Origin of the sequence: Kitasatospora sp. NPDC057500, assembly GCF_042802195.1 — a bacterium.
Taxonomy (GTDB): Bacteria; Actinomycetota; Actinomycetes; order Streptomycetales; family Streptomycetaceae; genus Kitasatospora.
On the sequence record NZ_JBHVER010000029.1, the window covers coordinates 1 to 21,328 of the forward strand.

The window sequence follows — 21,328 nt, forward strand, 5'->3', positions numbered from 1 at the left end:
TGGACGGTCCGTGGCGACTCCCCCCGTGACGAGGACCGCCGGCCGGCCGCGCCGGACCGTGCCGGCCCGGCGCAACACCGAACTCGCGCTCGTCCTGGCCGCCGTGCTGGCCGCGGTGCTCGGCTACGCCGCGGTGGGCCTGACCATCGACGGCACGGTGCCCGCCGACGCGGGCCAGTACGGGGCCGCGCTCGGCGTGCTCGCGCTGCTGGCGCACGGCGCGGTCCGCTGGAAGGCGCCGTACGCGGACCCGCTGCCGCTGCCGATCGCGCTGCTGCTGAACGGCGTCGGACTGGTCGTCATCTACCGTCTCGACCGGGCCACCCCGGGCGATGCGGCGTCCGCCCAGCTGCTCTGGTCCGCGCTCGGGGTGGGCCTGTTCATCCTGGTGCTGCTCCTGCTGCGGGACCACCGGCGGTTGCAGCGCTACGCCTACATCGGGGCGCTGGCGGCCCTCGTCCTGCTGGTGCTGCCGGTCTTCTTCCCACCGGTGTACGGCTCGCGGATCTGGATCACCGTCGGGCCGCTCTCGCTCCAGCCGGGGGAGTTCGCCAAGGTGCTGCTGGCGGTGTTCTTCGCCGCCTACCTGGCGGTGCACCGGGACGCGCTGGCGCTCACCGGGAGGCGGGTGCGGCGGTTCAGGCTGCCGCCCGGGCGGGTGCTCGCGCCGGTCCTGGTGATCTGGGCGGCCTTCGTCGGGGTGCTGGTGCTGGAGACCGACCTCGGCACCTCGCTGCTGTTCTTCGGCCTCTTCGTGGTGATGCTGTACGTGGCCACCGCGCGGACCGGCTGGATCGTCATCGGGCTGTTCCTGGCCGCGGTGGCGGCGGTCGGGGTGGGGTGGCTCTCGCCGCACGTGCACAGCCGGGTCGACGACTGGCTGGACCCGCTCGGCTCGATCGCCGAGGGCCGCGGCGCCAACCAGATCGCCCAGTCGCTGTTCGCCTTCGCCTGGGGCGGCGAGCTGGGCACCGGGCTGGGCAACGGGCACTCGGCGCTGATCGGCTTCGCCGCGAAGTCCGACTTCATCCTCGCCACCATCGGCGAGGAGCTGGGGCTGGCCGGGCTGTTCGCGGTGTTCCTGCTGTACGCGCTGCTGGTCTCGCGCGGGTTCCGGACCGGGATCGCGCTGCGCGACCCGTTCGGGCGGCTGCTGGCGATCGGGCTGGCGGCGCTCGTCGGCCTCCAGGTGTTCGTGGTGGCGGGCGGGGTGCTCGACCTCATCCCGCTGACCGGGATGACCCTGCCGTTCGTCGCCCAGGGAGGCTCCTCGGTGGTGACCAACTGGATCGTCGTCGCGCTGCTGGTGCGGATGAGCGACCTCGCCCGGCGGCCGGTCCCCGGGGAGGCGCGGTGAGGCGGCGGCGGGTGACGGGCCGGGCCGGTGACGGGCCGCAGGGGCTGCCGGGGATCGCCGTCACCGGGCGCCGGGCCGGCACCTTCTGCCTGCTGCTGATCGTGGCGCTCTGCGCCCAGGCCACCCGGGTGCAGGTGTTCCGGGCGGACGGGCTGAACCACAACAGCGCCAACCAGCGGCTGGTCATCGAGCGCTACTCGCAGCCGCGCGGCGGCATCCTGGTGGGCGCCGACCCCGTCACCGGCTCGGAGGCCACCGGCGGCCGGTTCGACTTCAAGCGCACCTACACCGACGGGCCGCTGTTCGCGGCCGTCACCGGCTACTCCTCGCAGACCTACGGCAACACCCAGCTGGAGGGCACCGAGGACGCGCTGCTCTCCGGCACCGACGACCGGCTGTCGGGCTGGGCGGTGTGGGACGCGGTGGCCCGGCGGCAGAACCCCGGCGGGAACGTCCGCACCACCATCGACCGGGCCGCCCAGGAGGCGGCGGTGCGCGGCCTCGGCGGGCAGCAGGGCGCGGTCGCCGCGATCGAGCCGGCCACCGGGCGGATCCTGGCGCTGGCCTCCACCCCCGCCTACGACCCCGGGAGCTTCGCCGGGACCTCCGCCGAGGACCAGGAGGCCTGGAACCGGTTGCAGGCCGACCCCGACCGGCCGATGCTCAACCGGGCACTGCGCCAGACGTACCCGCCCGGCTCGACGTTCAAGGTGGTGACCGCGGCGGCGGCGCTGGAGAGCGGCGTGGTCGTCGACATCGAGGCGCCGACCGACGCGCCGTACCCCTACGTCCTGCCGGGCACCGGCACGCCGCTGGTCAACGACACCCCGGCCTGCGACGAGCCCGGCCTGTCGCTGGACACCGCGATGACGCTCAGCTGCAACAGCGTGCTCGGGTACCTCGGGGTGCGGGTCGGGCTGGAGCGGATGGCCGCGACGGCGGAGGCGTTCGGCTTCAACGAGTCCCGGCTGGACACCCCGGTGCGGGCGGTCCGCTCCGTCTTCGACACCCGGATGGACGACTCGCAGTTGGCGCTCTCCTCGATCGGCCAGTTCGACACCGCCGCCACCCCGCTGGTGATGGCGATGGTCGCGGCGGGGGTGGCCAACAACGGCACCGTGATGCGTCCACAGCTTGTGGACGGACTGACCAGGAGCGACGGCGCCACCGTGCAGCTGATGCGGCCCGCCGTGTTCCGGCAGGCGATGAGCCCGGGCACCGCCGGGCAGGTGCGGCGGCTGATGACCGACGCGGTGGAGAACGGCACCGGGCGCGCCGCCCGGATCCCCGGCGCGGTGGTCGGCGGGAAGACCGGCACCGCCGAGCACGGGGTGGACAACAGCGGGACGCCGTACGCCTGGTTCATCGCCTGGGCGGGCCCGGCCGGCCCGGACGCGGTGCCGCCGGTGGCGGTCGCCGTGGTGATCGCGGACAGCGAGGCGGCCGAGGTGACCGGAGGCGGCCTCGCGGCCCCGGTCGCCCGTGCGGTGATGCAGGCGGTGCTGGCCGGGTGAGCCCCTTACCGGCCGCTCCGGCCTGCCGGGCTAGCCGTTCGACGGAAGATGCGCCGTCTGCGAAGTGTCCGGTTTGTGCATGCTGGTGCGACGGTTCGTACAATGCGCTCCGCCGGACTGTTCGTTTGCGACACTGGTCTTTTCGCGGGGTACTGCCCATCTTTGTTCGGTTGGTCCCCGATGACACCCCTCGGCGCGTCGAGTGACCGGCCGCTAGGAACCCCCGCTCAGAAAGACCCTCGTTTTGGCCAGCAACACGCTCGGCTCACGCCTCCTCAGGCGCAAGCCCGTCACCACCCTGATCGCCGAGGCCGAAGGCCGCGACGGCCTGCCCGCCGGTGCGCCCGAGGAGGGCGGACGTTCCGGCATCCACCTGCGCCGCACGATCGGGCTCTGGCAGCTGTCCGCGATAGGAATCGGCGCCACCATCGGCACCGGCATCTTCTTCGTGCTGACCAGCGCCGTGCCGTCGGCCGGCCCCGCCGTCATCCTGTCCTTCGTGATCGCCGCGGTCACCGCCGGCCTCACCGCGCTCTGCTACGCCGAGATGGCCTCCGCGATCCCGGTCTCCGGGTCGTCGTACTCCTACGCGTACGTCACCCTCGGCGAGGGCGTCGCCTTCGCGGTCGGCATCTGCCTGCTGATGGAGTACGGCGTCTCGGCGTCCGCGATCGCGGTCAGCTGGGCCGAGTACCTCAACAAGTTCCTCGACCTGGCCTTCGGCTTCCAGCTCCCCGAAGTGCTCACCGGCGCGCCCGACGAGACCCACTGGTTCAACCTGCCGGCACTGCTGCTGGTCGCCATGGTCTGCTTCCTGCTGATCCGCGGCGTCAGCGAGTCGGTCAAGGTCAACGCGGCCATGGTGGCCATCAAGGTCCTCATCCTGCTGCTCTTCGTGGGCGTCGCGATGACCGGCTTCCACTCCGGCAACCTGACCCCGTTCATGCCGCTGGGCATCGGCGGCGTCCAGGTCGCGGCCTCCACCATCTTCTTCTCCTTCATCGGCCTGGACGCCGTGTCCACCGCCGGCGAGGAGGTCAAGAACCCCCGGCGCACCCTGCCGACGGCGATCATCATCTCGCTCGTCGTGGTCACCCTGCTGTACATCCTGGTGGCCCTCGCGGGCGTCGGCGCCCAGCCGTGGGAGAAGTTCGAGGGCCAGGAGGCGGGCCTCGCCCAGATCCTCCAGGACATCACCGGGCAGAGCTGGCCGGCCATGCTCTTCGCGGTCGGCGCGATCATCTCGATCTTCTCGATCACCCTGGTGGTCATCTACGGCCAGACCCGGATCCTGTACTCGATGGGCCGTGACGGCATGCTGCCCAAGCGCTTCGCCGAGCTGTCGCCGCGCACCGGCACCCCGGTCTGGAACACCATCGTGGTCGGCCTCGGGGTCGGTGCGCTGGCCGCCTTCGTCCCGCTCCGGGTGCTCGCCGACATCACCAGCCTGGGCACCCTGATCGCCTTCTCGGTGGTCGCGATCGGCGTGATCGTGCTGCGCCGCACCCAGCCCGACCTGCCGCGCGGTTTCAAGGTGCCGGGCTACCCCGTCGTGCCGCTGATCAGCGTCGGCTTCTGCGCCTACCTGATCAGGGGCCTGCACACGGACACCTTCGTGGCGGGCGGGATCGCCCTGGTGCTCGCGGTGGCGGTGTACTTCGGCTACAGCATCAAGCACTCCAAGCTGGAGCGGGCGGACCGGCAGGCCGAGGCCGGCACCAGGGTCGGCTGAGCGCGGTGCGCCGTCGACGGGGCCGTCCGGGGGAATCGCACCCCCGGCGGCCCCGTCCGGATCGGTGCGGACCGGCTTCGCCGACTTGGCGACAGCGCGCCGCCCCCGGCCATAACCTTCCACCATGGTGAGCACCCGCACGCCCGGTCATTCCCGCCCGCGCGGCCGCTTCACCGGCCGGGGCGCGACCCCGACGACCCCGGCGCCGGTCGTTTCCCGGGCCGTTCCCCCCACTGTCTCCCCGGCCGTCTCCCGGGCTGCTTCCCGCGACCGGGCCCGCCGTCCGTTCCCCCGCCAGCGCGGCCGCCGCGGCCCGGCGCGCTCCTCCGGCCGGCTGAAGCCGACCGCACTGGCCGCGCACCGGGGCGTCCAACTGCTCGGCTGCCTGGTCGCCGCCGGCTGGGCGGCCGGCTTCCCGCTCGTCTCCGACCTGCCCAACCAGCGGCTGTGGGGCACCCTCGCCGCGCCCGCCTACCTGCTCGCCGGGCTGTTCTGCGTGGTCCTGCCGCGCCGCGTCGCCGCCCGGGCCGCGGCGGCGACGGCCCTGCTGGGCGCCGCGCTGGTGCCGCTCGTGGTCCTGGTGCTCCAGGGCCGCCACCAGTCCGAGGTGATGGTGGTGGAGCGCTCCGCACACCTGCTGTTCAACACCGGCAGCCCGTACCTGCCGCACCCGGTGGTGGTCACCGACTACAACCCCTACCTGCCGGCGATGTCGCTGTTCGGGGTGCCGCACACCCTCCTCGGCGAGGGCACCGCCCTCGCACGGCTGGCCGGCGACGCCCGGGTCTGGTTCGCGCTGGCCTTCGCCGCCTGCCTGCTGGCGAGCTGGCGGCTGCTGCGGCCCACCCGGGACCGCGCGCCGCTGCTGCCCCTGGCCGTGCTCACCGCCTCGCCGCTGGTCGCGCTGGCGCTGGTCGGCGGCGGGGTGGACCTGCCGCTGATCGGGCTCTGCTGTCTGGCCATGGCGCTGGCCGAACGGGACCGGACCGTCGCCGCCGGGCTGGTGCTCGCCCTGGCCGGGAGCCTGAAGTGGACGGTCTGGCCGGCGGTGCCGGTGGCCGTGCTGCTGCTCTGGCGGCTCTACGGGCGGCGGCCGGCCGCCCGGGCCGGGCTGACCGCGCTCGGGGCGGCGTCCGCCGTCATGGTGCCGTACGTCCTGGCGCGGGCCGATGAGCTGCGCGAGCAGGTGGTGCGCTTCCCGCTCGGGCTGACCGCGATCCAGACGCCGGCCGGCAGCCCGCTGCCGGGCAAGGTGCTGGCCGGGTTCGGGCCCAACGGGCACATCGCCTCGCTGGTGCTGCTGACCGTCGGCGGGCTGGGGGTGACGGTCTGGCTGCTGGCCCGGCCGCCGGTCTCCGCGATCGCCGCCGCCGACCTGCTGGCCGGCGGGCTGGCGGTCGCCTTCATGCTGGCCCCGGCCGGGCGGTTCGGCTACCTGGCACTGCCGGCCGTGCTGATGATCTGGCCCCGGCTGGCCGCCCGGCGGTGGAGCGCCCGCCCGCCCGTCCCGGCGGCCCGCCCGCCGGCACACGCGGAGCCCGCCCTGCCGACGACGGCGCGGTAGGACGGGCCCCGCCCCGGAGGCGGGCGGGCGAGTGGCTGTCAGCGGTTGCCGGCGGCCTTGATGATCGAGGCGACGGCGGGGCCGGCGGCGTCCACGCCGTGGCCGCCGCCCTCGACCTCGGCGGCGACCGCGAGGTCGCCCCGGTAGGCGGTGAACCAGCTGTTGCTGGTGGCGATGCCGGTGGCCTCGGCGGAGCCGGTCTTGGCGCCCGCGTTGTCGGAGATCCCGGCCATCACGTCCTTGGCGGTGCCGCCGGTGGCGGTGGCGGCCATCATCTGGCGGAGCTTGCCGGCGACGTCGGGGGTCATGTCGCGGGCGGCCTTCTGCTGCGGCAGTTCGGCGACCAGCACCGGCTGCTTGAAGGTGCCGCTCTGCACGGTGGCCGTGATCGAGGCGATGGCCAGCGGGTTCATCTGGACCTTGCCCTGGCCGATCGACTGCATGGCCTGCTCGTCCTTGTTGGTGCCGGCGTCCGGGATCACCGCGTCGAAGCTGGGCAGACCGGTCTGCCAGTTCAGGCCGATGCCGTAGACGTCCTTGGCGGTGGTGGTCAGCGCGCCCGGCTTGAGGCTGGCCAGGCCCTGGTCGATGAAGGCGGTGTTGCAGGACATCATGAAGTCCTGCTGGAGGGTGTTGTTCGGGAACGGGTCCGGGAACGAGTTCGGGATCTTCTTCGGGTTGCTGCTCAGGACCGGGCAGGGCACCGGGGTCTCCGGGTTGATGCCGGCCTCCAGCAGGGCGGTGGAGGTGAGGATCTTCAGCGTCGAACCCGGGGCGAGCTGGCCCTGGAAGGCCCGGTTGAGACCGGTGACCGGCGCGTTGGCGAAGGCCAGGACCTGGCCGGTGCTCGGCTCGATGGCGACGATCGAGCCCTTCTTGCCGCCCAGGTCGGTCATCGCCTTCTCGGCGGCGGCCTGGAGGTTGGCGTCGATGGTCAGCTTGAACGGCTTCGGGGGCTTGGGGTCGACGATGGTGAACAGCCGGTCGGGGGTGCTGTTCTGGTCGGCCGGGTTGGTGATCACCACACCGGTGCCGCTGTCGCTCTGGTCCTTGTTCTGGTCCGCGAGCAGCTTGGCGACCTTGGCCTGCACCGTGGCGACCAGCGGGGTGATCGAGGGGCTGTTCAGCGCCTTGTTGTTGCGGTCCACCACGTTGCCCGCCAGCGGGGGCAGCGGCTGGACGGAGATCGTCTCGCCCGCGGCCAGGTGCGGGTGGATCACCGAGGGGGCCCAGTGCACGGCCGGGGTGTCGTCGCTCATCTTCACGACGCCGAGGAAGCCGCTGTAGTCCCAGACCCGGTTGGTGCCCTCGAACTCGGCGCGGGCCTTGAAGCCCATCAGCGTCCCGGTCGGGGCGGCGGACGCGGTGGCGGAGGGCGAGGCGGAGACGGCCAGGGGGTCGGTGGCGGTGTTGCTCGGCGTGGCGGGGGCCGTGGTCTTGGCGGGGGAGGGGGTGCCGGTCGCCGAGGCGAACGCCGCCGGGGTGGCCGGGCCGGCCGGCGCCAGGGTGAGGGCGCTCGGCTTCACCTGCTCCTGGAACGCGGTCAGCGCGGTGGTCGCGGCCGCCGGGTCGTCGGTCAGCGACGCCGCCTTGGCGATGTCGCCGGCCGCCCAGGCCTCCAGGAAGTCCTTGGCCCCGGCCGCGGCCTGCTCGGCGGTCGGCGGCTCGGCGACCACGGTGCGCTGCTTCTTGGCCGCCGGCGCGTCCTTGTCGTCCGAGCCGCCGACGAGGCTGTACGCCCCGTAGCCGCTGGCGGCGAGCATGGCGACGGCCACGCCGGTGATGATGCCGGTCTTCGCGCCATTGCGCATGGTGAGGTTCCCCCAAGGGTCAGGCGATCGGGCCGCAGCCGGAGGGTGGCCGGATGCGCGTTCGGAGCCCAGCCTAGGCAGCCGGGCTCCGTGCACCGACGAAGGGACCGGGTCTTGTGACGGTTCTGGTACGTGCCGCACACCACTCCGGTACCCTTCGCCGCCCCGTCCCGTCCCGCCCTCGGGCCGACGGCGGGACGCGTCAGATCCAGGTGTTGAACCACATCCGTCGGCGCCAGTCCTCCATCGGGATCGTCTCGCCGGTGTACAGGGGGTGGAAGAAGAGGAAGTTCCACATGATCAGCAGGACCACCAGGCCGCCCGCCGCGGCGCCGATGATCCGCCGGTCCCTGGAGGCCCCGGGCGGTCCGATGATCGCGCCCACCAGCATGGTCACGGCGAGCACCAGGAACGGGACGAAGCAGACCGCGTAGAAGAGGAAGATCGTCCGCTCCTGGTAGGCGAACCACGGCAGGTAGCCGGCGGCCAGGCCGCAGAGCACCGCGCCGGCCCGCCAGTCGCGCCGGGCCGCCCACCGCCACAGGCAGTAGACCAGGGCGATCACGCCGGTCCACCAGAGCAGCGGGGTGCCGATGCCCAGCACCTCGCGGGCGCACTCGTTCACCTCGCAGCCGGCCGCCCCCAGCTTCGGGGACTCGTAGAAGAAGGAGACCGGCCGGCCCAGCACCAGCCAGCTCCACGGGTTCGACTCGTAGGTGTGCGGGTCGCTCAGGTGGGTGTGGAAGTCGTAGACCGTCGAGTGGTAGTGCCAGAGCGAGCGCAGGCCCTCCGGGATCCACGGGTAGTCGGTGGAGCGGCCGACCGCCCAGTCACGGCCGTAGCCGCCCTGGTTGGGCACGGTGCTGCTGGCGAACCAGCCCCACCAGGAGGTGATGTAGACGACCACCGAGGTCACCACGATCGAGACGAAGGCGGGCCCCGCGTCCCGGGCCAGCGTCCACAGGTACGGGCGCTCGGCGCCGGCCAGTCGGCGCGATCCGACGTCCCACAGCACCGTCAGCAGGCCGAAGGCGGCCGCCACGTACAGGCCGCTCCACTTGGTCGCGCAGGTCAGGCCGATGCAGACGCCGGCCGCGATCCGGTACGGGCGCCAGCCCAGGTTCATCCGGCGGGCGAACTCCGGGTCCGGGAGGCCGCCGCGGGCTTCGAGGCGGGCGGCGATCCCGGCCCGGGTGCGGTCGCGGTCCAGCAGCAGGCAGCCGAAGGCGGCGAGGATCCAGAACATCACCACCAGGTCCAGCAGCGCGGAGCGGCTCATGACGAAGTGCAGGCCGTCCACCGCGAGCAGCAGGCCCGCCACGCAGCCCAGCAGGGTGGAGCGGAACAGCCGGCGGGCGATCCGGGCCACCATCAGCACCGAGAGGGTGCCGAGCAGGGCCACCGCGAACCGCCAGCCGAAGGGATTCATCCCGAACAGCTGGATGCCGGCGCCGATGATCCACTTGCCGACCGGAGGGTGGACCACGTAGGAGGGGTCCGGCCGGTACGGGGCCGGTTCGCCCGCCATGATCTTCTCGTTGGCGCCGTCCGGCCAGCTGATCTCGTAGCCGCCGTGCCAGAGCGCGTAGGCGTCCTTGGCGTAGTACGTCTCGTCGAAGACGACCGCGTTCGGCGTGCCGAGGTCGCTGAACCGCAGCGCGCCGGCGAACAGCGCCACCGCGAGCGGGCCGAGCCAGCCGGCCCAGCGGACCAGCCAGGACCAGAGCGGCTCCGGCAGGGACAGGCCCACGCGGAGCAGCAGGGGGGAGGGCGGCACCCGCTTCGGGGTGACGCCCGGGCCGTCCGGCATCGGCGGGACCAGGCGCTCGGCCAGGGTCGCGGCGGGCGGCGGCGCGTAGCCGAAGCGGGCCAGGCCGCGCAGCCAGGCAGGGCGGGGCGGCGGGGGTATGGAGCCGCCGTCGCTCCCTCCTCCGCCGTCGCCGCCGTCGCCGCCGGGCCCGCCCGGCGGGTCGTCGGGACCCGCGGTGCCGTCCGGGTCGCGGGGGCCGGGCAGGGCGGGTGACGGCTGGTCCGTCAGGACCGGCACGCCGACGTCACCCCGCGCGGTGTGGTCTGTACCAGTGGGCGTCTGCGCCGCCGTGTCGCCGTTCATCAGCCACATCGTAGGGGCGCATCGTGAGCCTGCCGAGGCTCCCTTCGAAGCTGCCCGAATCGTCACCAAAAGCGCCCGGCGGCCGGTTGCTGGAAGGATGGGGTCCGTGACAGGAGTACTCGTACTGGCAGGCACCCCCATCGGCGACGTCGCGGACGCCCCGCCCCGGCTGGTCGCCGAGCTGGCCACCGCGGACGTGATCGCGGCGGAGGACACCCGGCGGCTGCGCCGGCTCACCCAGGCGCTCGGGGTGACCCCGGCCGGGCGGGTGGTCTCCTACTTCGAGGGCAACGAGGTCGGGCGCACCCCCGAACTCGTCGAGGCGCTGCTCGGCGGGGCCCGGGTGCTGCTGGTGACCGACGCCGGGATGCCGTCCGTCTCCGACCCCGGCTACCGGCTGGTGGCCGCCGCCGTCGAGGCCGGCGTCAAGGTGACCGCGGTGCCCGGGCCGTCCGCGGTGCTCACCGCGCTGGCGCTGTCCGGGCTGCCGGTCGACCGGTTCACCTTCGAGGGCTTCCTGCCGCGCAAGAGCGGCGACCGGTCCCGGCAGCTGGCGTCGGTCGCCGCCGAGCCGCGCACCATGGTGTTCTTCGAGGCCCCGCACCGGATCGCCGAGGCACTCGCCGCGATGGCGCAGGCGTTCGGCCCCGAGCGGCCCGCGGCCGTCTGCCGCGAGCTGACCAAGACCTACGAGGAGGTCCGGCGCGGGCCGATCGGCGAGCTGGCGGCCTGGGCGGCCGAGGGCGTCAAGGGTGAGATCACGGTGGTCGTGGCGGGTGCGCCGCCGGCCGCGCCGCAGGAGCTGACCCCGGCCGAGCTGGCCCGGCTGGTGGCCGTCCGGGAGGAGGCCGGCGAGCGCCGCAAGGAGGCGATCGCGGCGGTCGCGTCCGAACTGTCGGTGCCCAAGCGGGAGGTGTTCGACGCGGTCGTGGCGGCCAAGAACGCCGCAGCGGGAGGCGTCGGACGGGCGGCCGGCGAACCGTCCTGAGGTGGCCGCGACAAGCTGCTGAGCTGCGGGTACGCACCGTTCGTCGACGATGTGCCGCAGCGCTCGCGGGCGCGTACCGTGGAGAGAAGGCCCCGGGTAAACACCCGTCGAGCTGAAGCTTCGGTCGAGGTTTCCGGAGAGGACCCACCCTTTCGTATAGGGATTCCCAACCCGCCTCCAAGTCTTCACAAGACGGGCATCGCCCGGGGTGTTCCGGGCATTTCCTGGGATGGAAAGACCCAGCCGGGCGAGCGCCCGGCGGGCGCTGGGAGACGGCTATGAGCGAGACGATCGGTAGCCCCCGCGGCGGCAACGCCCTGAGCGACCCCGGCCCGAGCGGCACCGGCCGGGCAGGCCGGACGCACACTCCCGTCGAGACCGTCCGGGAGGCCTACTCCTTCGCGTGCCTGAGCTGCGGGTACGGCTGGGAGCAGGCGTACGACATCGAGCACCGCACGGCCCGGGACGGGCATGTGGTCGTCGAGTACCACGCCAACGGAGTCCGGGTGCCGTCGCCGCTGCTGAAGCCGACCTGCCCGGGCTGCGGCGGCCACACCGTGCGGATCATGCGCGAGGGCCGGGTGGGAGCTGCCGACCAGTCCTGGCAGCACGCCCCCGGGTACGCGGGGCACGCCGAGCCGCCCGCCGCGGCCGGGATGTCCGGTTCGGCGCGGACGGCGGCCACGCCGGTGCGGACCGCCCCGGCCGGCGGCCGCTGGGCCCGGTTCTGGGCGCGGATGCGGGGCTGAGGGGCGGCCGGGCCGGAGCGACGGCGGCCCGCCGGTCCGGGCGGCCCCCGGACCGGCGGGCCTCGCGGTCGGGGGGCGGGCACCGGCCCGACTAAGCTTGCGGACCATGGCCGCCACTGCAGAGCACAGCACCACCGGGGGCACCACTCCCGCGTACTACGTCACCACCCCGATCTACTACGTCAACGACCGCCCCCACCTCGGCCACGCGTACACCACCGTGGCGGGCGACGTGCTGACCCGCTGGCACCGCCAGCGCGGCGAGAAGGTCTGGTACCTGACCGGCACCGACGAGCACGGTCAGAAGATCCTGCGCACCGCCGAGGCCAACGGCGTCACCCCGCAGGAGTGGTGCGACAAGCTGGTCGAGGAGGCCTGGAAGCCGCTCTGGCAGCACCTGGAGATCGCCAACGACGACTTCGTCCGCACCACCCAGGAGCGGCACACCGCCCGGGTGCAGGAGTTCGTCCAGGACCTGTACGACAAGGGCGAGATCTACAAGGGCGGCTACTCCGGCCCGTACTGCGTCGGCTGCGAGGAGTACAAGCTCCCCGCCGAACTGCTCGACGGCGCCACCGAGGGCGAGAAGCTCTGCCCGATCCACAAGAAGCCGGTCGAGTGGCTGGAGGAGGAGAACTACTTCTTCCGCCTCTCCGCGTACGGCCCGAAGCTGCTGGAGTTCTACGCCGAGAACCCCGGCTTCATCGCCCCCGAGACGGCCCGCAACGAGGTGCTGCGCTTCGTCGAGCAGGGGCTGCAGGACCTCTCCATCTCCCGCTCCACCTTCAACTGGGGCGTCCCGCTGCCCTGGGACGAGAAGCACGTCCTGTACGTGTGGGTGGACGCGCTGCAGAACTACATCACCGCGGCCGGCTACGGCGCCGACCCCGAGCGGTTCGCCGAGCTGTGGCCGGCGTCGGTGCACCTCGTCGGCAAGGACATCCTGCGCTTCCACGCGGTGATCTGGCCCGCGATGCTGATGGCCGCGGGCCTGCCGCTGCCGAAGCGGGTCGTCGCCAACGGCTGGCTGATGGTCGGCGGCGAGAAGATGTCCAAGTCCAACCTGACCGGCATCGCCCCCACCGACCTCACCTCGCACTTCGGCGTGGACGCCTACCGCTACTACTTCCTGCGGGCGATCCCGTTCGGCACCGACGGCTCGTTCTCCTGGGAGGACTTCACCGCCCGGTACACCTCCGAGCTGGCCAACGACTTCGGCAACCTCGCCTCCCGGGTGGCGGCCATGGTCGGCAAGTACTTCGACGGCGCGCTGCCGGCCGAGGCGGCGCCGGGCGAGGCCGAGCGGGCCGTCGCGGAGGGCCTCGCGGCGGCGGTGGCGACGGCCGACCGGAAGATCGGCGAGGAACTGGACTTCGCGGGCGGGCTCGCGGCGGTCTTCGACTTCGTCAAGCAGGTCAACGGCTACCTCACCGAGCAGGAGCCGTGGAAGGTCGCCAAGGACGACTCGGCCGAGGGCCGGGACCGGCTGGCCACCATCCTCTACACCGCGGCCGAGTCGCTGCGGGCAACCGCCGTGCTGCTCAACCCGGTGATGCCGAGTACCGCCGAGAAGCTCTGGGCCTCGCTGGGCGCCGAGGAGGGCCTCGGCGCGCTCGCCGCGCAGACCGTGGCCGAGGCGGCGCGGTGGGGCCGGCTGCCCGTCGGTGCCACCGTCACCAAGGGCGAGATCCTGTTCCCCCGCCTTGAGGAGAAGCCGGCCTCCTGAGGCCGACGGAGTCCGGCCCTCCGGGGCCGGAGAAGGACGACTGATGCCGAAGAAGGACGACGACCGGTCCACCCCGCCGCCGCTGCCCGCCCCGCTGGCGGTGGCGGTCGCCGACTCGCACACCCATCTGGACATGCAGTCCGGCACCCCCGAGGAGGGCCTCGCCAAGGCCGCCTCGGTCGGCGTGGCCACCGTCGTCCAGGTCGGCTGCGACGTGCCCGGCTCGCGCTGGGCCGCCGACCTGGCGGCCCGGTTCGAGCAGGTGCACGCCGCCGTCGCCCTGCACCCCAACGAGGCGCCGCGGATCTTCCTCGGCGACCCCGACGGCTGGTCCGGGCAGCGGCGCGAGCCCGGCGGGCAGGGCGCGCTGGACGCGGCGCTGGCCGAGATCGACGACCTCGCGGCGCTGCCGCAGGTCGTCGCGGTCGGCGAGACCGGCCTCGACTACTTCCGCACCGGGCCGGAGGGCGTGGAGATCCAGAAGGAGTCGTTCCGCCGCCACATCGCGATGGCCAAGCGGCACGGCAAGGCCCTGGTGATCCACGACCGGGACGCCCACGAGGACGTCGTCGCCGTCCTGCTGGAGGAGGGCGCCCCGGAGCGGACCGTCTTCCACTGCTACTCCGGCGACGCCGAGATGGCCAAGGTCTGCGCCGAGCACGGCTGGTACCTCTCCTTCGCCGGCCCGGTCACCTTCAAGGCCAACCAGCCGCTGCGCGACGCCCTGGCCGCCACCCCCCTCGACCGGATCCTGGTCGAGACCGACGCCCCCTTCCTCACCCCCCACCCCTACCGCGGCCGCCCCAACGCCCCGTACCTCATCCCGGTCACCGTCCGCTCGATGGCGGACACCCTGGGCCTGTCGGAGGACGAGCTCGCCGGGGCGATCGCGGAGAACACGGCCCGGGCCTTCGGGTACTGATCCGGTCGAACGAACGTCGGGTTCCGGAGGAACGGTTCGGCACTCGTGACGGCTGCCTAGGCTGGCTAGCATGAGTGCAGTGAGGGAGGTGGCGATGACCGCCGAGCCGATCGACTGGATGAACCCGCCGTCCCAGGGCTGGACGTACGAGCAGGTCAGGGAAATCGACCTGCCGTTCGATTGGGATCTGGTGGACGGAGCCGTCGTGGTCCGAGGGATGACCAGGTGGTGGCATGATCAGGTGCGGGATCAGCTACTGATCGCGTTGTCCGGTGCGCGCACCGCACCTCATGTCGTCAATGTCGAGCGCTGTGTGCTGCTCGACGACTACAACACCGCCAAACCCGATGTTGTGGTCGCCGACAAGTCCGGCCTCGACTTCTTCGAGCTGGAGTGCATCCCGCCCGCGTCGGTGGTCCTGGCGGTCGAGGTGGTTTCACCTGGTTCCCAGGTTGCGGACCGGTTCCGCAAGCCCGGGCAGTACGCCGACAAGGGCATCCCGTACTACTGGCGGGTCGAGCGCAGCCTCGACGACCTCCCGATCGTCCACGAGTTCCACCGGGACGAGGAGAAAGGCGTCTACCTTCCCGTCGCCCAGCACGAGGGCATGCTGCGCACCACCGTCCCCTACCCCGTCGAGATCGACCTCGCGGCGGTCGTCGAGCTGTGAGGGGGCCGCGCGCCCGTATCCTTGGCGGGTGAGCACCACCGATCCCACCCCTGACAGCAATCTGCTCGGCGCCGCGGACATCCGGGCGCTGGCGGACGCGTTCGGCGTGAAGCCGACCAAGCAGCGCGGGCAGAACTTCGTCATCGACGGCAACACCGTGCGGCGGATCGTCCGGGCCGCGGAGGTGACCGGGGAGGACGCGGTGGTCGAGGTCGGGCCCGGGCTCGGGTCGCTGACGCTCGCGCTGCTGGAGACCGCCCGGCACGTCACCGCCGTGGAGATCGACCCGGTGCTGGCGCGGCACCTGCCGGACACCGTCGCCGCCCGGATGCCCGGCAGGGCCGACGCGTTCGACCTGGTGTTCAGCGACGCCATGCTGGTCACCGAGCTGCCCGGCCCCGCGCCGACCGCGCTGGTCGCCAACCTGCCGTACAACGTGGCCGTGCCGGTGCTGCTGCACATGCTCGCCACCTTCCCCAGCATCGAGCGCACCCTGGTCATGGTGCAGAGCGAGGTCGCCGACCGGCTCGCCGCCAAGCCCGGCAACAAGGTGTACGGCGTCCCCTCGGTCAAGGCCAACTGGTACGCCGACGTGAAGCGGGCCGGGGCCATCGGCCGCAACGTCTTCTGGCCCGCCCCCAACGTCGACTCCGGACTGGTCTCGCTGATCCGCCGCGAGCCGCCGCAGACCACCGCGAGCCGCGAGGAGGTGTTCGCGGTCGTCGACGCCGCGTTCGCCCAGCGCCGCAAGACCCTGCGGGCCGCGCTGGCCGGCTGGGCCGGCTCCGCGGCCGGCGCCGAGCAGGCGCTCGCCGCCGCCGGGATCGACCACAGGCTGCGCGGTGAGATGCTCACCGTCGAGCAGTTCGCCGCCATCGCCGAGCACAAGCCGGAGTAAGGGTCTTCCAGTGAGCGTCACGGTCCGCGTACCCGCCAAGGTCAACGTCCAGCTCGGGGTCGGCGGACTGCGCGCCGACGGCTTCCACGACCTCGCCAACGTCTTCTTCGCGGTCGCCCTCGGCGACGAGGTGACGGCGACGGCGGGCGAGCCCGGCACGGGCGTCACCCTCGGCTGCACCGGGCCGGACGCCGACGCCGTCCCGCTGGACGACAGCAACCTCGCCGCCCGCGCCGCCCGGCTGCTGGCCGCCCGGCACGGCCTGGCCGCGCCCGACGTCCGGCTGGACATCGCCAAGGCCATCCCGGTGGCCGGCGGCATGGCAGGCGGCAGCGCCGACGGCGCGGCGGCACTGGTCGCCTGCGACGCGCTGTGGGGGCTGAACACCCCCACCGAGGTGCTGCTGGAACTGGCCGCCGAACTCGGCTCCGACGTGCCGTTCGCCCTGGTCGGCGGCGTCGCCCTGGGCCGCGGCCGGGGCGAGATCCTGGAGCCGCTGCCCGTCACCGGCAGCTACCACTGGGTCTTCGCGGTCGCCGACGGCGGCCTGTCCACCCCCGCCGTGTTCCGCGAGTGCGACCGGCTGCGCGAGGAGGACGGCACCGGCTCCAGCGACACCGAGGTGCCCACCCCCGACGCCGACCCCGCCCTGCTCGCCGCCCTCGCCGACGGCGACGCCGTCGCGCTGGCCGCCGCGCTCGCCAACGACCTCCAGCCGGCCGCCCTGTCGCTGCGCCCGGCCCTCGCCGACACCCTCCGGGCCGGCACCGAGGCCGGCGCGCTCGGGGCGCTGGTCTCCGGCTCCGGGCCGACCTGCGCCTTCCTGGCCAAGGACGCCGACGCCGCCGAGGCCCTCGCCGCCGCGCTGCGCGCCTCCGGCAGCTGCCGGGCCGCGCACGCCACCCACGGCCCGGTGCCCGGCGCCGCCGTGGTCGCGGAGGCGTGACGGCCGATCGATCGGGCGGGTACCGGGGGCGGGCCCACTAGGCTGGGAGGCTCCGGGCTCCGCCCGAGCCCGGACCGTCGAACCCAGGAGCGCAGCACACGTGGCCGTCAACCTCGCCACCATCGAGTCCGTCACGAAGGTCTACGGCACCCGGGCCCTTCTGGACGGGGTCAGCCTCGGCGTCAGCGAGGGCGACCGGATCGGCGTCGTCGGACGCAACGGTGACGGCAAGACCACCCTGATCCGGATGCTCGCCAAGCTGGAGGAGCCCGACGGCGGGCGGATCACCCACGCCGGCGGCGTGGAGATGGCCGTCCTCACCCAGCACGACTCGCTGGACCCGACCGCCACCATCCGGCACGAGGTCATCGCCGACCGGGCGGACCACGAGTGGCTCGGCGACGCCCGCATCCGCGACATCATCGAGGGCCTCTTCGGCGGCCTCGACCTGCCCGGCTTCCCCGACGGCCTGGACACCGTCATCGGCCCGCTCTCCGGCGGCGAGCGCCGCCGGATCGCCCTCGCCCGGCTGCTGCTCGGCTCGCCCGACCTGATCGTGCTCGACGAGCCCACCAACCACCTCGACGTCGAGGGCATCGCCTGGCTCGCCCGGCACCTCCAGAACCGCCGCTCCGCGCTCGTCTGCGTCACCCACGACCGCTGGTTCCTCGACCAGGTCTGCACCCGCATGTGGGACGTCCAGCACGGCTCGGTGCACGAGTACGAGGGCGGCTACTCCGACTACGTCTTCGCGCGTGCCGAGCGCTCCCGGATCGAGGCCACCGAGGAGCAGAAGCGCCAGAACCTCGCCCGCAAGGAACTCGCCTGGCTGCGCCGCGGCGCCCCCGCCCGCACCTCCAAGCCCCGCTACCGGATCGAGGCCGCCAACGCGCTGATCGCCGACGTCCCCGAGCCGCGCGACAAGAGCGAGCTGATGAAGTTCGCCAACGCGCGCCTCGGGCGCACCGTCTTCGACCTGGAGGGCGTGACGGTCAAGGCCGGCCCCAAGCTGCTGCTGGAGAACCTCACCTGGCAGCTCGGCCCCGGCGACCGGATCGGCCTGCTCGGCGTCAACGGCGCCGGCAAGACCTCGCTGCTGCGCGCGATGCGCGACGCCTACGCCTCCGAGGGCGACGTCCAGCCCGCGTCCGGCGTCGTCAAGGTCGGCAAGACGGTGCGCCTCGCGTACCTCTCCCAGGAGGTCGCCGAGCTGGACCCGGCCACCCGGGTGCTGCAGGCCGTCGAGCAGGTCCGCTCCCGGGTCGACCTCGGCAAGGGCCGGGAGATGAGCGCCGGGCAGCTCTGCGAGCAGTTCGGCTTCGGCAAGGACAAGCAGTGGACGCCGGTCGGCGACCTGTCCGGCGGCGAGCGGCGCCGGCTCCAGCTGCTGCGGCTGCTGATGGACGAGCCCAATGTGCTGTTCCTCGACGAGCCCACCAACGACCTCGACATCGAGACGCTCAACCAGCTGGAGGACCTGCTCGACGGCTGGCCCGGCTCGATGGTCGTCATCAGCCACGACCGCTTCTTCATCGAGCGGACCACCGACGTGACGTACGCGCTGCTCGGCGACCGGCGGATGCGGATGCTGCCGAACGGCGTCGACGAGTACCTGGAGCGGCGCGCCGCGATGGCCGCCGCCGCAGCCGCGGCCGCTTCCGCCGGTGCGGCCGCCGCCTCGGGCGCGGCGGCCCCGGCGGCCGGCGGGGAGGCCGGGGCGTCCGCGCTGTCCGGCGGGGACCTGCGGGCGGCCAAGAAGGAGATGCAGAAGCTGGAGCGGCAGATCACCAAGCTGGACGAGAAGGAGTCCAAGCTGCACGCCCAGCTCGCCGAGCACGCCGCCGACTTCTCCAAGGTCGCCGAGCTGGACGGTCAGCTGCGGGCGGTCCGGGAGGAGAAGGAGGAGCTGGAGATGAGCTGGCTGGAGCTGGCCGAGCAGGTCTGAGCCCCTCGCCGGGAGCCTCCGGTCAGGTGTGTCGGCCGGGAGTCCTCGATCGGGACCCTGCCCGGGAGCCGCCGTCGGCGAGGAGCGCGTCCAGCTCGTCCGCCGCACGGCCCAGCGCGCTGCGCGTCGGGTCGTGCGGGCGGGTCGGACGCGCCGCCGCCCGGGTGGGCGGACGGTGCGCGCGGGCCGCGGCCGTCAGCTCCTCCAGCGCCCGCCCGACCCGCTCCACCTCCACCGGGTCCGGCACCCGTCCGCCGTAGCGGCGCTGCGCCGCGAACGCCGCCACCGCGCCGCTCAGCCGCTCCAGGGCGGCGGTCGCCGGCAGCCACTCGGCGGCCAGCCGACCGGTCGGGGGCGGCTCGGCGAGCCCCTGCTCCACCTCCGCGCGGGCGTCGGCCAGCGCGCGGTAGGCGGTGCGGCGCAGCCAGACCTCGGCCTCGGGCCGCGGGTCGTCCGGCTGGGTGACCGAGCGGAGGTAGGCCTTGAGCGCCGTCGTCGCGGTCAGCAGGCGCGGCCCGATCCGGTGCCGCGGCCGTTCCGGCCACAGCAGGTGGCCGAACAGCAGCACGATCGCGCTGGCCAGGGCGGTGTCCAGCACCCGCGGCCAGAACTCGGCCGCCCCGTCCTGCCCGCCCAGTTGCAGCAGGACCAGCGCCATCGGCGTCATGACCACGGTGTTCAGCCCGTAGTGCGCGGCCGTCGCGTACGGCAGCAGCGCCACGCAGAGCGCGGCGATCGCCACCAGCGCCCACGGGCTGGCGGCCAGGGCCAGCACCGCCGCCGTCACCGCCACCCCCAGCACCGTCCCGACCGAACGGCTCACCGAGCGCAGGAACACCGAACCGAGGTCCGGCTTCAGCACGAAGGCGATCGTCATCGGCACCCAGTAGTCCTTGCTCAGCGGCAGGGCGGCGGTCACCGCCGCGCCGACCGCGATGCACAGCGCGAGCCGCGCCCCGTACCGGGCCGCGCCGGGCGACACCAGCCGTACCCGCAGCCGCCACGGGTCCGGCGGCGGGACCGGCGCCGTCCCTGGCGCCGCCTCCCGGCCCGCCACCGTCCCGGCGGCCGCGCGCAGTGCCTCGTCCAGGGCCCGCCGTGACGGTGTGTCCGGCGCCCAGCCGGGCACCGCGACCTCGCCGCCGCCGCGCTCCACCGCCCGGGCCAGCAGGCCGGGGACGGCGGCGACCTCGGGCGGCACCGGCCGTCGGGCCCAGAGCAGGCCGGTGGCGGCCTCGGTCGCGGCCAGCGCGGCCCGGTACATCTCGTGGGCGCGGTGGGAGCGGCGGTGGCGTGGGGGTGGGAGCACGTCCTGAAGGCGGTTCAGACGGTCGGTCAGCACCTGGCGGGCGGCCGCGCCGCGCGACGTCCCGAGATCGGCGAGCATCGCGCCGAGCGCGTCGTAGGCGGCGGCGAGTGCCCGGACGACCGGGTCGGCACCGGGCGCCCGGCGGCCGCGCGGCGGCAGGCCGGGGAGCGGAAGGCGGAGTAGTGGCAGGCGGAGGAGAGGCAGGCCGAGGAGCAGCACCAGCGCGGCGCCCGTCGGCAGCAGCGGCGCCGCCGCCCACCACGGGTCCGGCAGCGGCATGCCGCTGCCGAGCGCGGCGGACACCAGCAGCAGCAGTCCCGCCGCCGATCCGCGCGGCCCCGTCGCGCTCAACGCCCCGGAGACGAACGCCGTCAGGGTGAGCGCCGCACCCAGCGCGAGCGGACCGGCCTGCGCCTGCTGGAGCGCGGTGCCCACCAGCATCCCCGCCGCCGACGCGGACACGGCGGTGGCGATCCGCCGGGCCCGCAGCCGCACCGGCTCGTCCCGGTCGTTCATGGTGGCGTGCATCGCCCCGAGCCCCGCGAACACCCCCAGGTCCACCCGGTGCGCCAGCACCCCGGCGCCCAGCGCCACCGCCATGCCGAGCGCCGCCCGCACCATCGCCGCGACCGGCGGCACCGGCCTCGCCGGACGTACGGCCCGCGCCCACCACGGGGCGTCTGCGACGGGGTTGCGGCTCACGGGGGACCATCCGATCCGCGGCGGGGCCGCCGACCCGTCGGCGCGGTAGCGGACCGTGCGGGCGAGGGGCGGCCAGGGTCGCTGCTGTGCGACGCTGCGCGGCAGATGAGGTCGTGTCCGGCACGACCGGACCCGGCCAGTCTAACGGCCACCGCCGGGCCCCACGTGTCAAGTTCGTACCGATCGCGTACGGGCGGGCCATGGGCTCTGCCGGTCCGACGGCGGCGATGGCTACGATGAACGAGGCGCCGCCCGTCCCAAAGGGCGGACGGTTTCGCCGGGCGGGACGGTGCGGGGCCCACACCCCGGATCCGTCCGGACCGGACGAGCAGGCTGTAGGACCGAGTAGTTGACGGTGTGTCGCGGTGCGGCGACCTGCGGG

The 21,328-nt window shown here is 73.9% G+C and carries 15 protein-coding genes; 12 read left to right on the top strand and 3 right to left on the bottom strand.

Features of this window, described 5'->3' with window-relative positions; genetic code table 11:
* Positions 1-25: 25 nt before the first annotated feature.
* From ACFU74_RS09335 to ACFU74_RS09350, 4 genes are all read left to right on the top strand, one after another.
* A complete protein-coding gene (locus ACFU74_RS09335) occupies positions 26-1,357 on the top strand; it encodes an FtsW/RodA/SpoVE family cell cycle protein (protein ID WP_380754203.1) in 1,332 nt (443 codons plus the stop codon).
* Positions 1,358-1,368: 11 nt separating this feature from the next.
* On the top strand, positions 1,369-2,871 hold the full coding sequence (locus ACFU74_RS09340) for a penicillin-binding transpeptidase domain-containing protein (RefSeq protein ID WP_380754206.1): 1,503 nt from the start codon (positions 1,369-1,371) through the stop codon (positions 2,869-2,871).
* 244 nt (positions 2,872-3,115) lie between these two features.
* A complete protein-coding gene (locus ACFU74_RS09345; RefSeq protein WP_380754208.1) occupies positions 3,116-4,603 on the top strand; it encodes an amino acid permease in 1,488 nt (495 codons plus the stop codon).
* Positions 4,604-4,727: 124 nt separating this feature from the next.
* Positions 4,728-6,167 (top strand): glycosyltransferase 87 family protein, encoded by a 1,440-nt coding sequence (locus ACFU74_RS09350; protein ID WP_380754210.1) that lies wholly within the window; start codon positions 4,728-4,730, stop codon positions 6,165-6,167.
* A gap of 38 nt (positions 6,168-6,205) precedes the next feature.
* Here ACFU74_RS09350 and ACFU74_RS09355 read toward each other — a convergent pair whose 3' ends face one another.
* On the bottom strand, positions 6,206-7,978 hold the full coding sequence (locus ACFU74_RS09355) for a penicillin-binding transpeptidase domain-containing protein (RefSeq protein WP_380754213.1): 1,773 nt from the start codon (positions 7,976-7,978) through the stop codon (positions 6,206-6,208).
* 202 nt (positions 7,979-8,180) lie between these two features.
* A complete protein-coding gene (locus ACFU74_RS09360; protein WP_380754215.1) occupies positions 8,181-10,091 on the bottom strand; it encodes a dolichyl-phosphate-mannose--protein mannosyltransferase in 1,911 nt (636 codons plus the stop codon).
* A gap of 106 nt (positions 10,092-10,197) precedes the next feature.
* Here ACFU74_RS09360 and rsmI point away from each other — a divergent pair, with 106 nt between their 5' ends.
* The 8 genes from rsmI (at position 10,198) to ACFU74_RS09400 (ending at position 18,935) form a co-directional block, all read left to right on the top strand.
* Complete coding sequence (rsmI, locus tag ACFU74_RS09365; RefSeq protein ID WP_380754218.1) at positions 10,198-11,079, top strand: 16S rRNA (cytidine(1402)-2'-O)-methyltransferase; 882 nt, start codon at positions 10,198-10,200, stop codon at positions 11,077-11,079.
* A 278-nt stretch (positions 11,080-11,357) separates the two neighbouring features.
* A complete protein-coding gene (locus ACFU74_RS09370) occupies positions 11,358-11,828 on the top strand; it encodes a hypothetical protein (protein WP_380754220.1) in 471 nt (156 codons plus the stop codon).
* A 106-nt stretch (positions 11,829-11,934) separates the two neighbouring features.
* Positions 11,935-13,554 carry a methionine--tRNA ligase gene (gene metG / locus ACFU74_RS09375; RefSeq protein ID WP_380754223.1) on the top strand — a complete coding sequence of 540 codons (1,620 nt, stop codon included), beginning with the start codon at positions 11,935-11,937 and terminating at the stop codon, positions 13,552-13,554.
* 43 nt (positions 13,555-13,597) lie between these two features.
* The gene (locus ACFU74_RS09380; RefSeq protein WP_380754225.1) at positions 13,598-14,476 is read left to right on the top strand and encodes a TatD family hydrolase; all 879 of its coding nucleotides are present in this window, start codon (positions 13,598-13,600) and stop codon (positions 14,474-14,476) included.
* Between the two features lie 70 nt (positions 14,477-14,546).
* Entirely contained in the window at positions 14,547-15,146 is a 600-nt protein-coding gene (locus tag ACFU74_RS09385; RefSeq protein WP_380754228.1) for a Uma2 family endonuclease, read from the top strand.
* Between the two features lie 28 nt (positions 15,147-15,174).
* On the top strand, positions 15,175-16,044 hold the full coding sequence (rsmA, locus tag ACFU74_RS09390) for a 16S rRNA (adenine(1518)-N(6)/adenine(1519)-N(6))-dimethyltransferase RsmA (protein ID WP_380754231.1): 870 nt from the start codon (positions 15,175-15,177) through the stop codon (positions 16,042-16,044).
* 10 nt (positions 16,045-16,054) lie between these two features.
* Positions 16,055-16,990: a 4-(cytidine 5'-diphospho)-2-C-methyl-D-erythritol kinase gene (locus tag ACFU74_RS09395; RefSeq protein ID WP_380754234.1), complete on the top strand. Its 936-nt coding sequence runs from the start codon at positions 16,055-16,057 to the stop codon at positions 16,988-16,990.
* 100 nt (positions 16,991-17,090) lie between these two features.
* On the top strand, positions 17,091-18,935 hold the full coding sequence (locus tag ACFU74_RS09400) for an ABC-F family ATP-binding cassette domain-containing protein (protein ID WP_380754237.1): 1,845 nt from the start codon (positions 17,091-17,093) through the stop codon (positions 18,933-18,935).
* A 22-nt stretch (positions 18,936-18,957) separates the two neighbouring features.
* On the opposite strand, the gene ACFU74_RS09405 is transcribed toward ACFU74_RS09400, so the two are convergent.
* Complete coding sequence (locus tag ACFU74_RS09405; protein WP_380754240.1) at positions 18,958-20,946, bottom strand: FUSC family protein; 1,989 nt, start codon at positions 20,944-20,946, stop codon at positions 18,958-18,960.
* Positions 20,947-21,328: the final 382 nt, after the last annotated feature.

Bases quoted from the DNA above. Each gene is read 5' to 3' on its own strand.
- ACFU74_RS09350 (WP_380754210.1), top strand. From the start codon at position 4,728: ATGGTGAGCACCCGCACGCCCGGTCATTCCCGCCCGCGCGGCCGCTTC.
- ACFU74_RS09380 (WP_380754225.1), top strand. From the start codon at position 13,598: ATGCCGAAGAAGGACGACGACCGGTCCACCCCGCCGCCGCTGCCCGCC.
- ACFU74_RS09385 (WP_380754228.1), top strand. From the start codon at position 14,547: ATGAGTGCAGTGAGGGAGGTGGCGATGACCGCCGAGCCGATCGACTGG.
- ACFU74_RS09370 (WP_380754220.1), top strand. From the start codon at position 11,358: ATGAGCGAGACGATCGGTAGCCCCCGCGGCGGCAACGCCCTGAGCGAC.
- ACFU74_RS09360 (WP_380754215.1), bottom strand. From the start codon at position 10,091: ATGAACGGCGACACGGCGGCGCAGACGCCCACTGGTACAGACCACACC.
- metG (WP_380754223.1), top strand. From the start codon at position 11,935: ATGGCCGCCACTGCAGAGCACAGCACCACCGGGGGCACCACTCCCGCG.
- ACFU74_RS09355 (WP_380754213.1), bottom strand. From the start codon at position 7,978: ATGCGCAATGGCGCGAAGACCGGCATCATCACCGGCGTGGCCGTCGCC.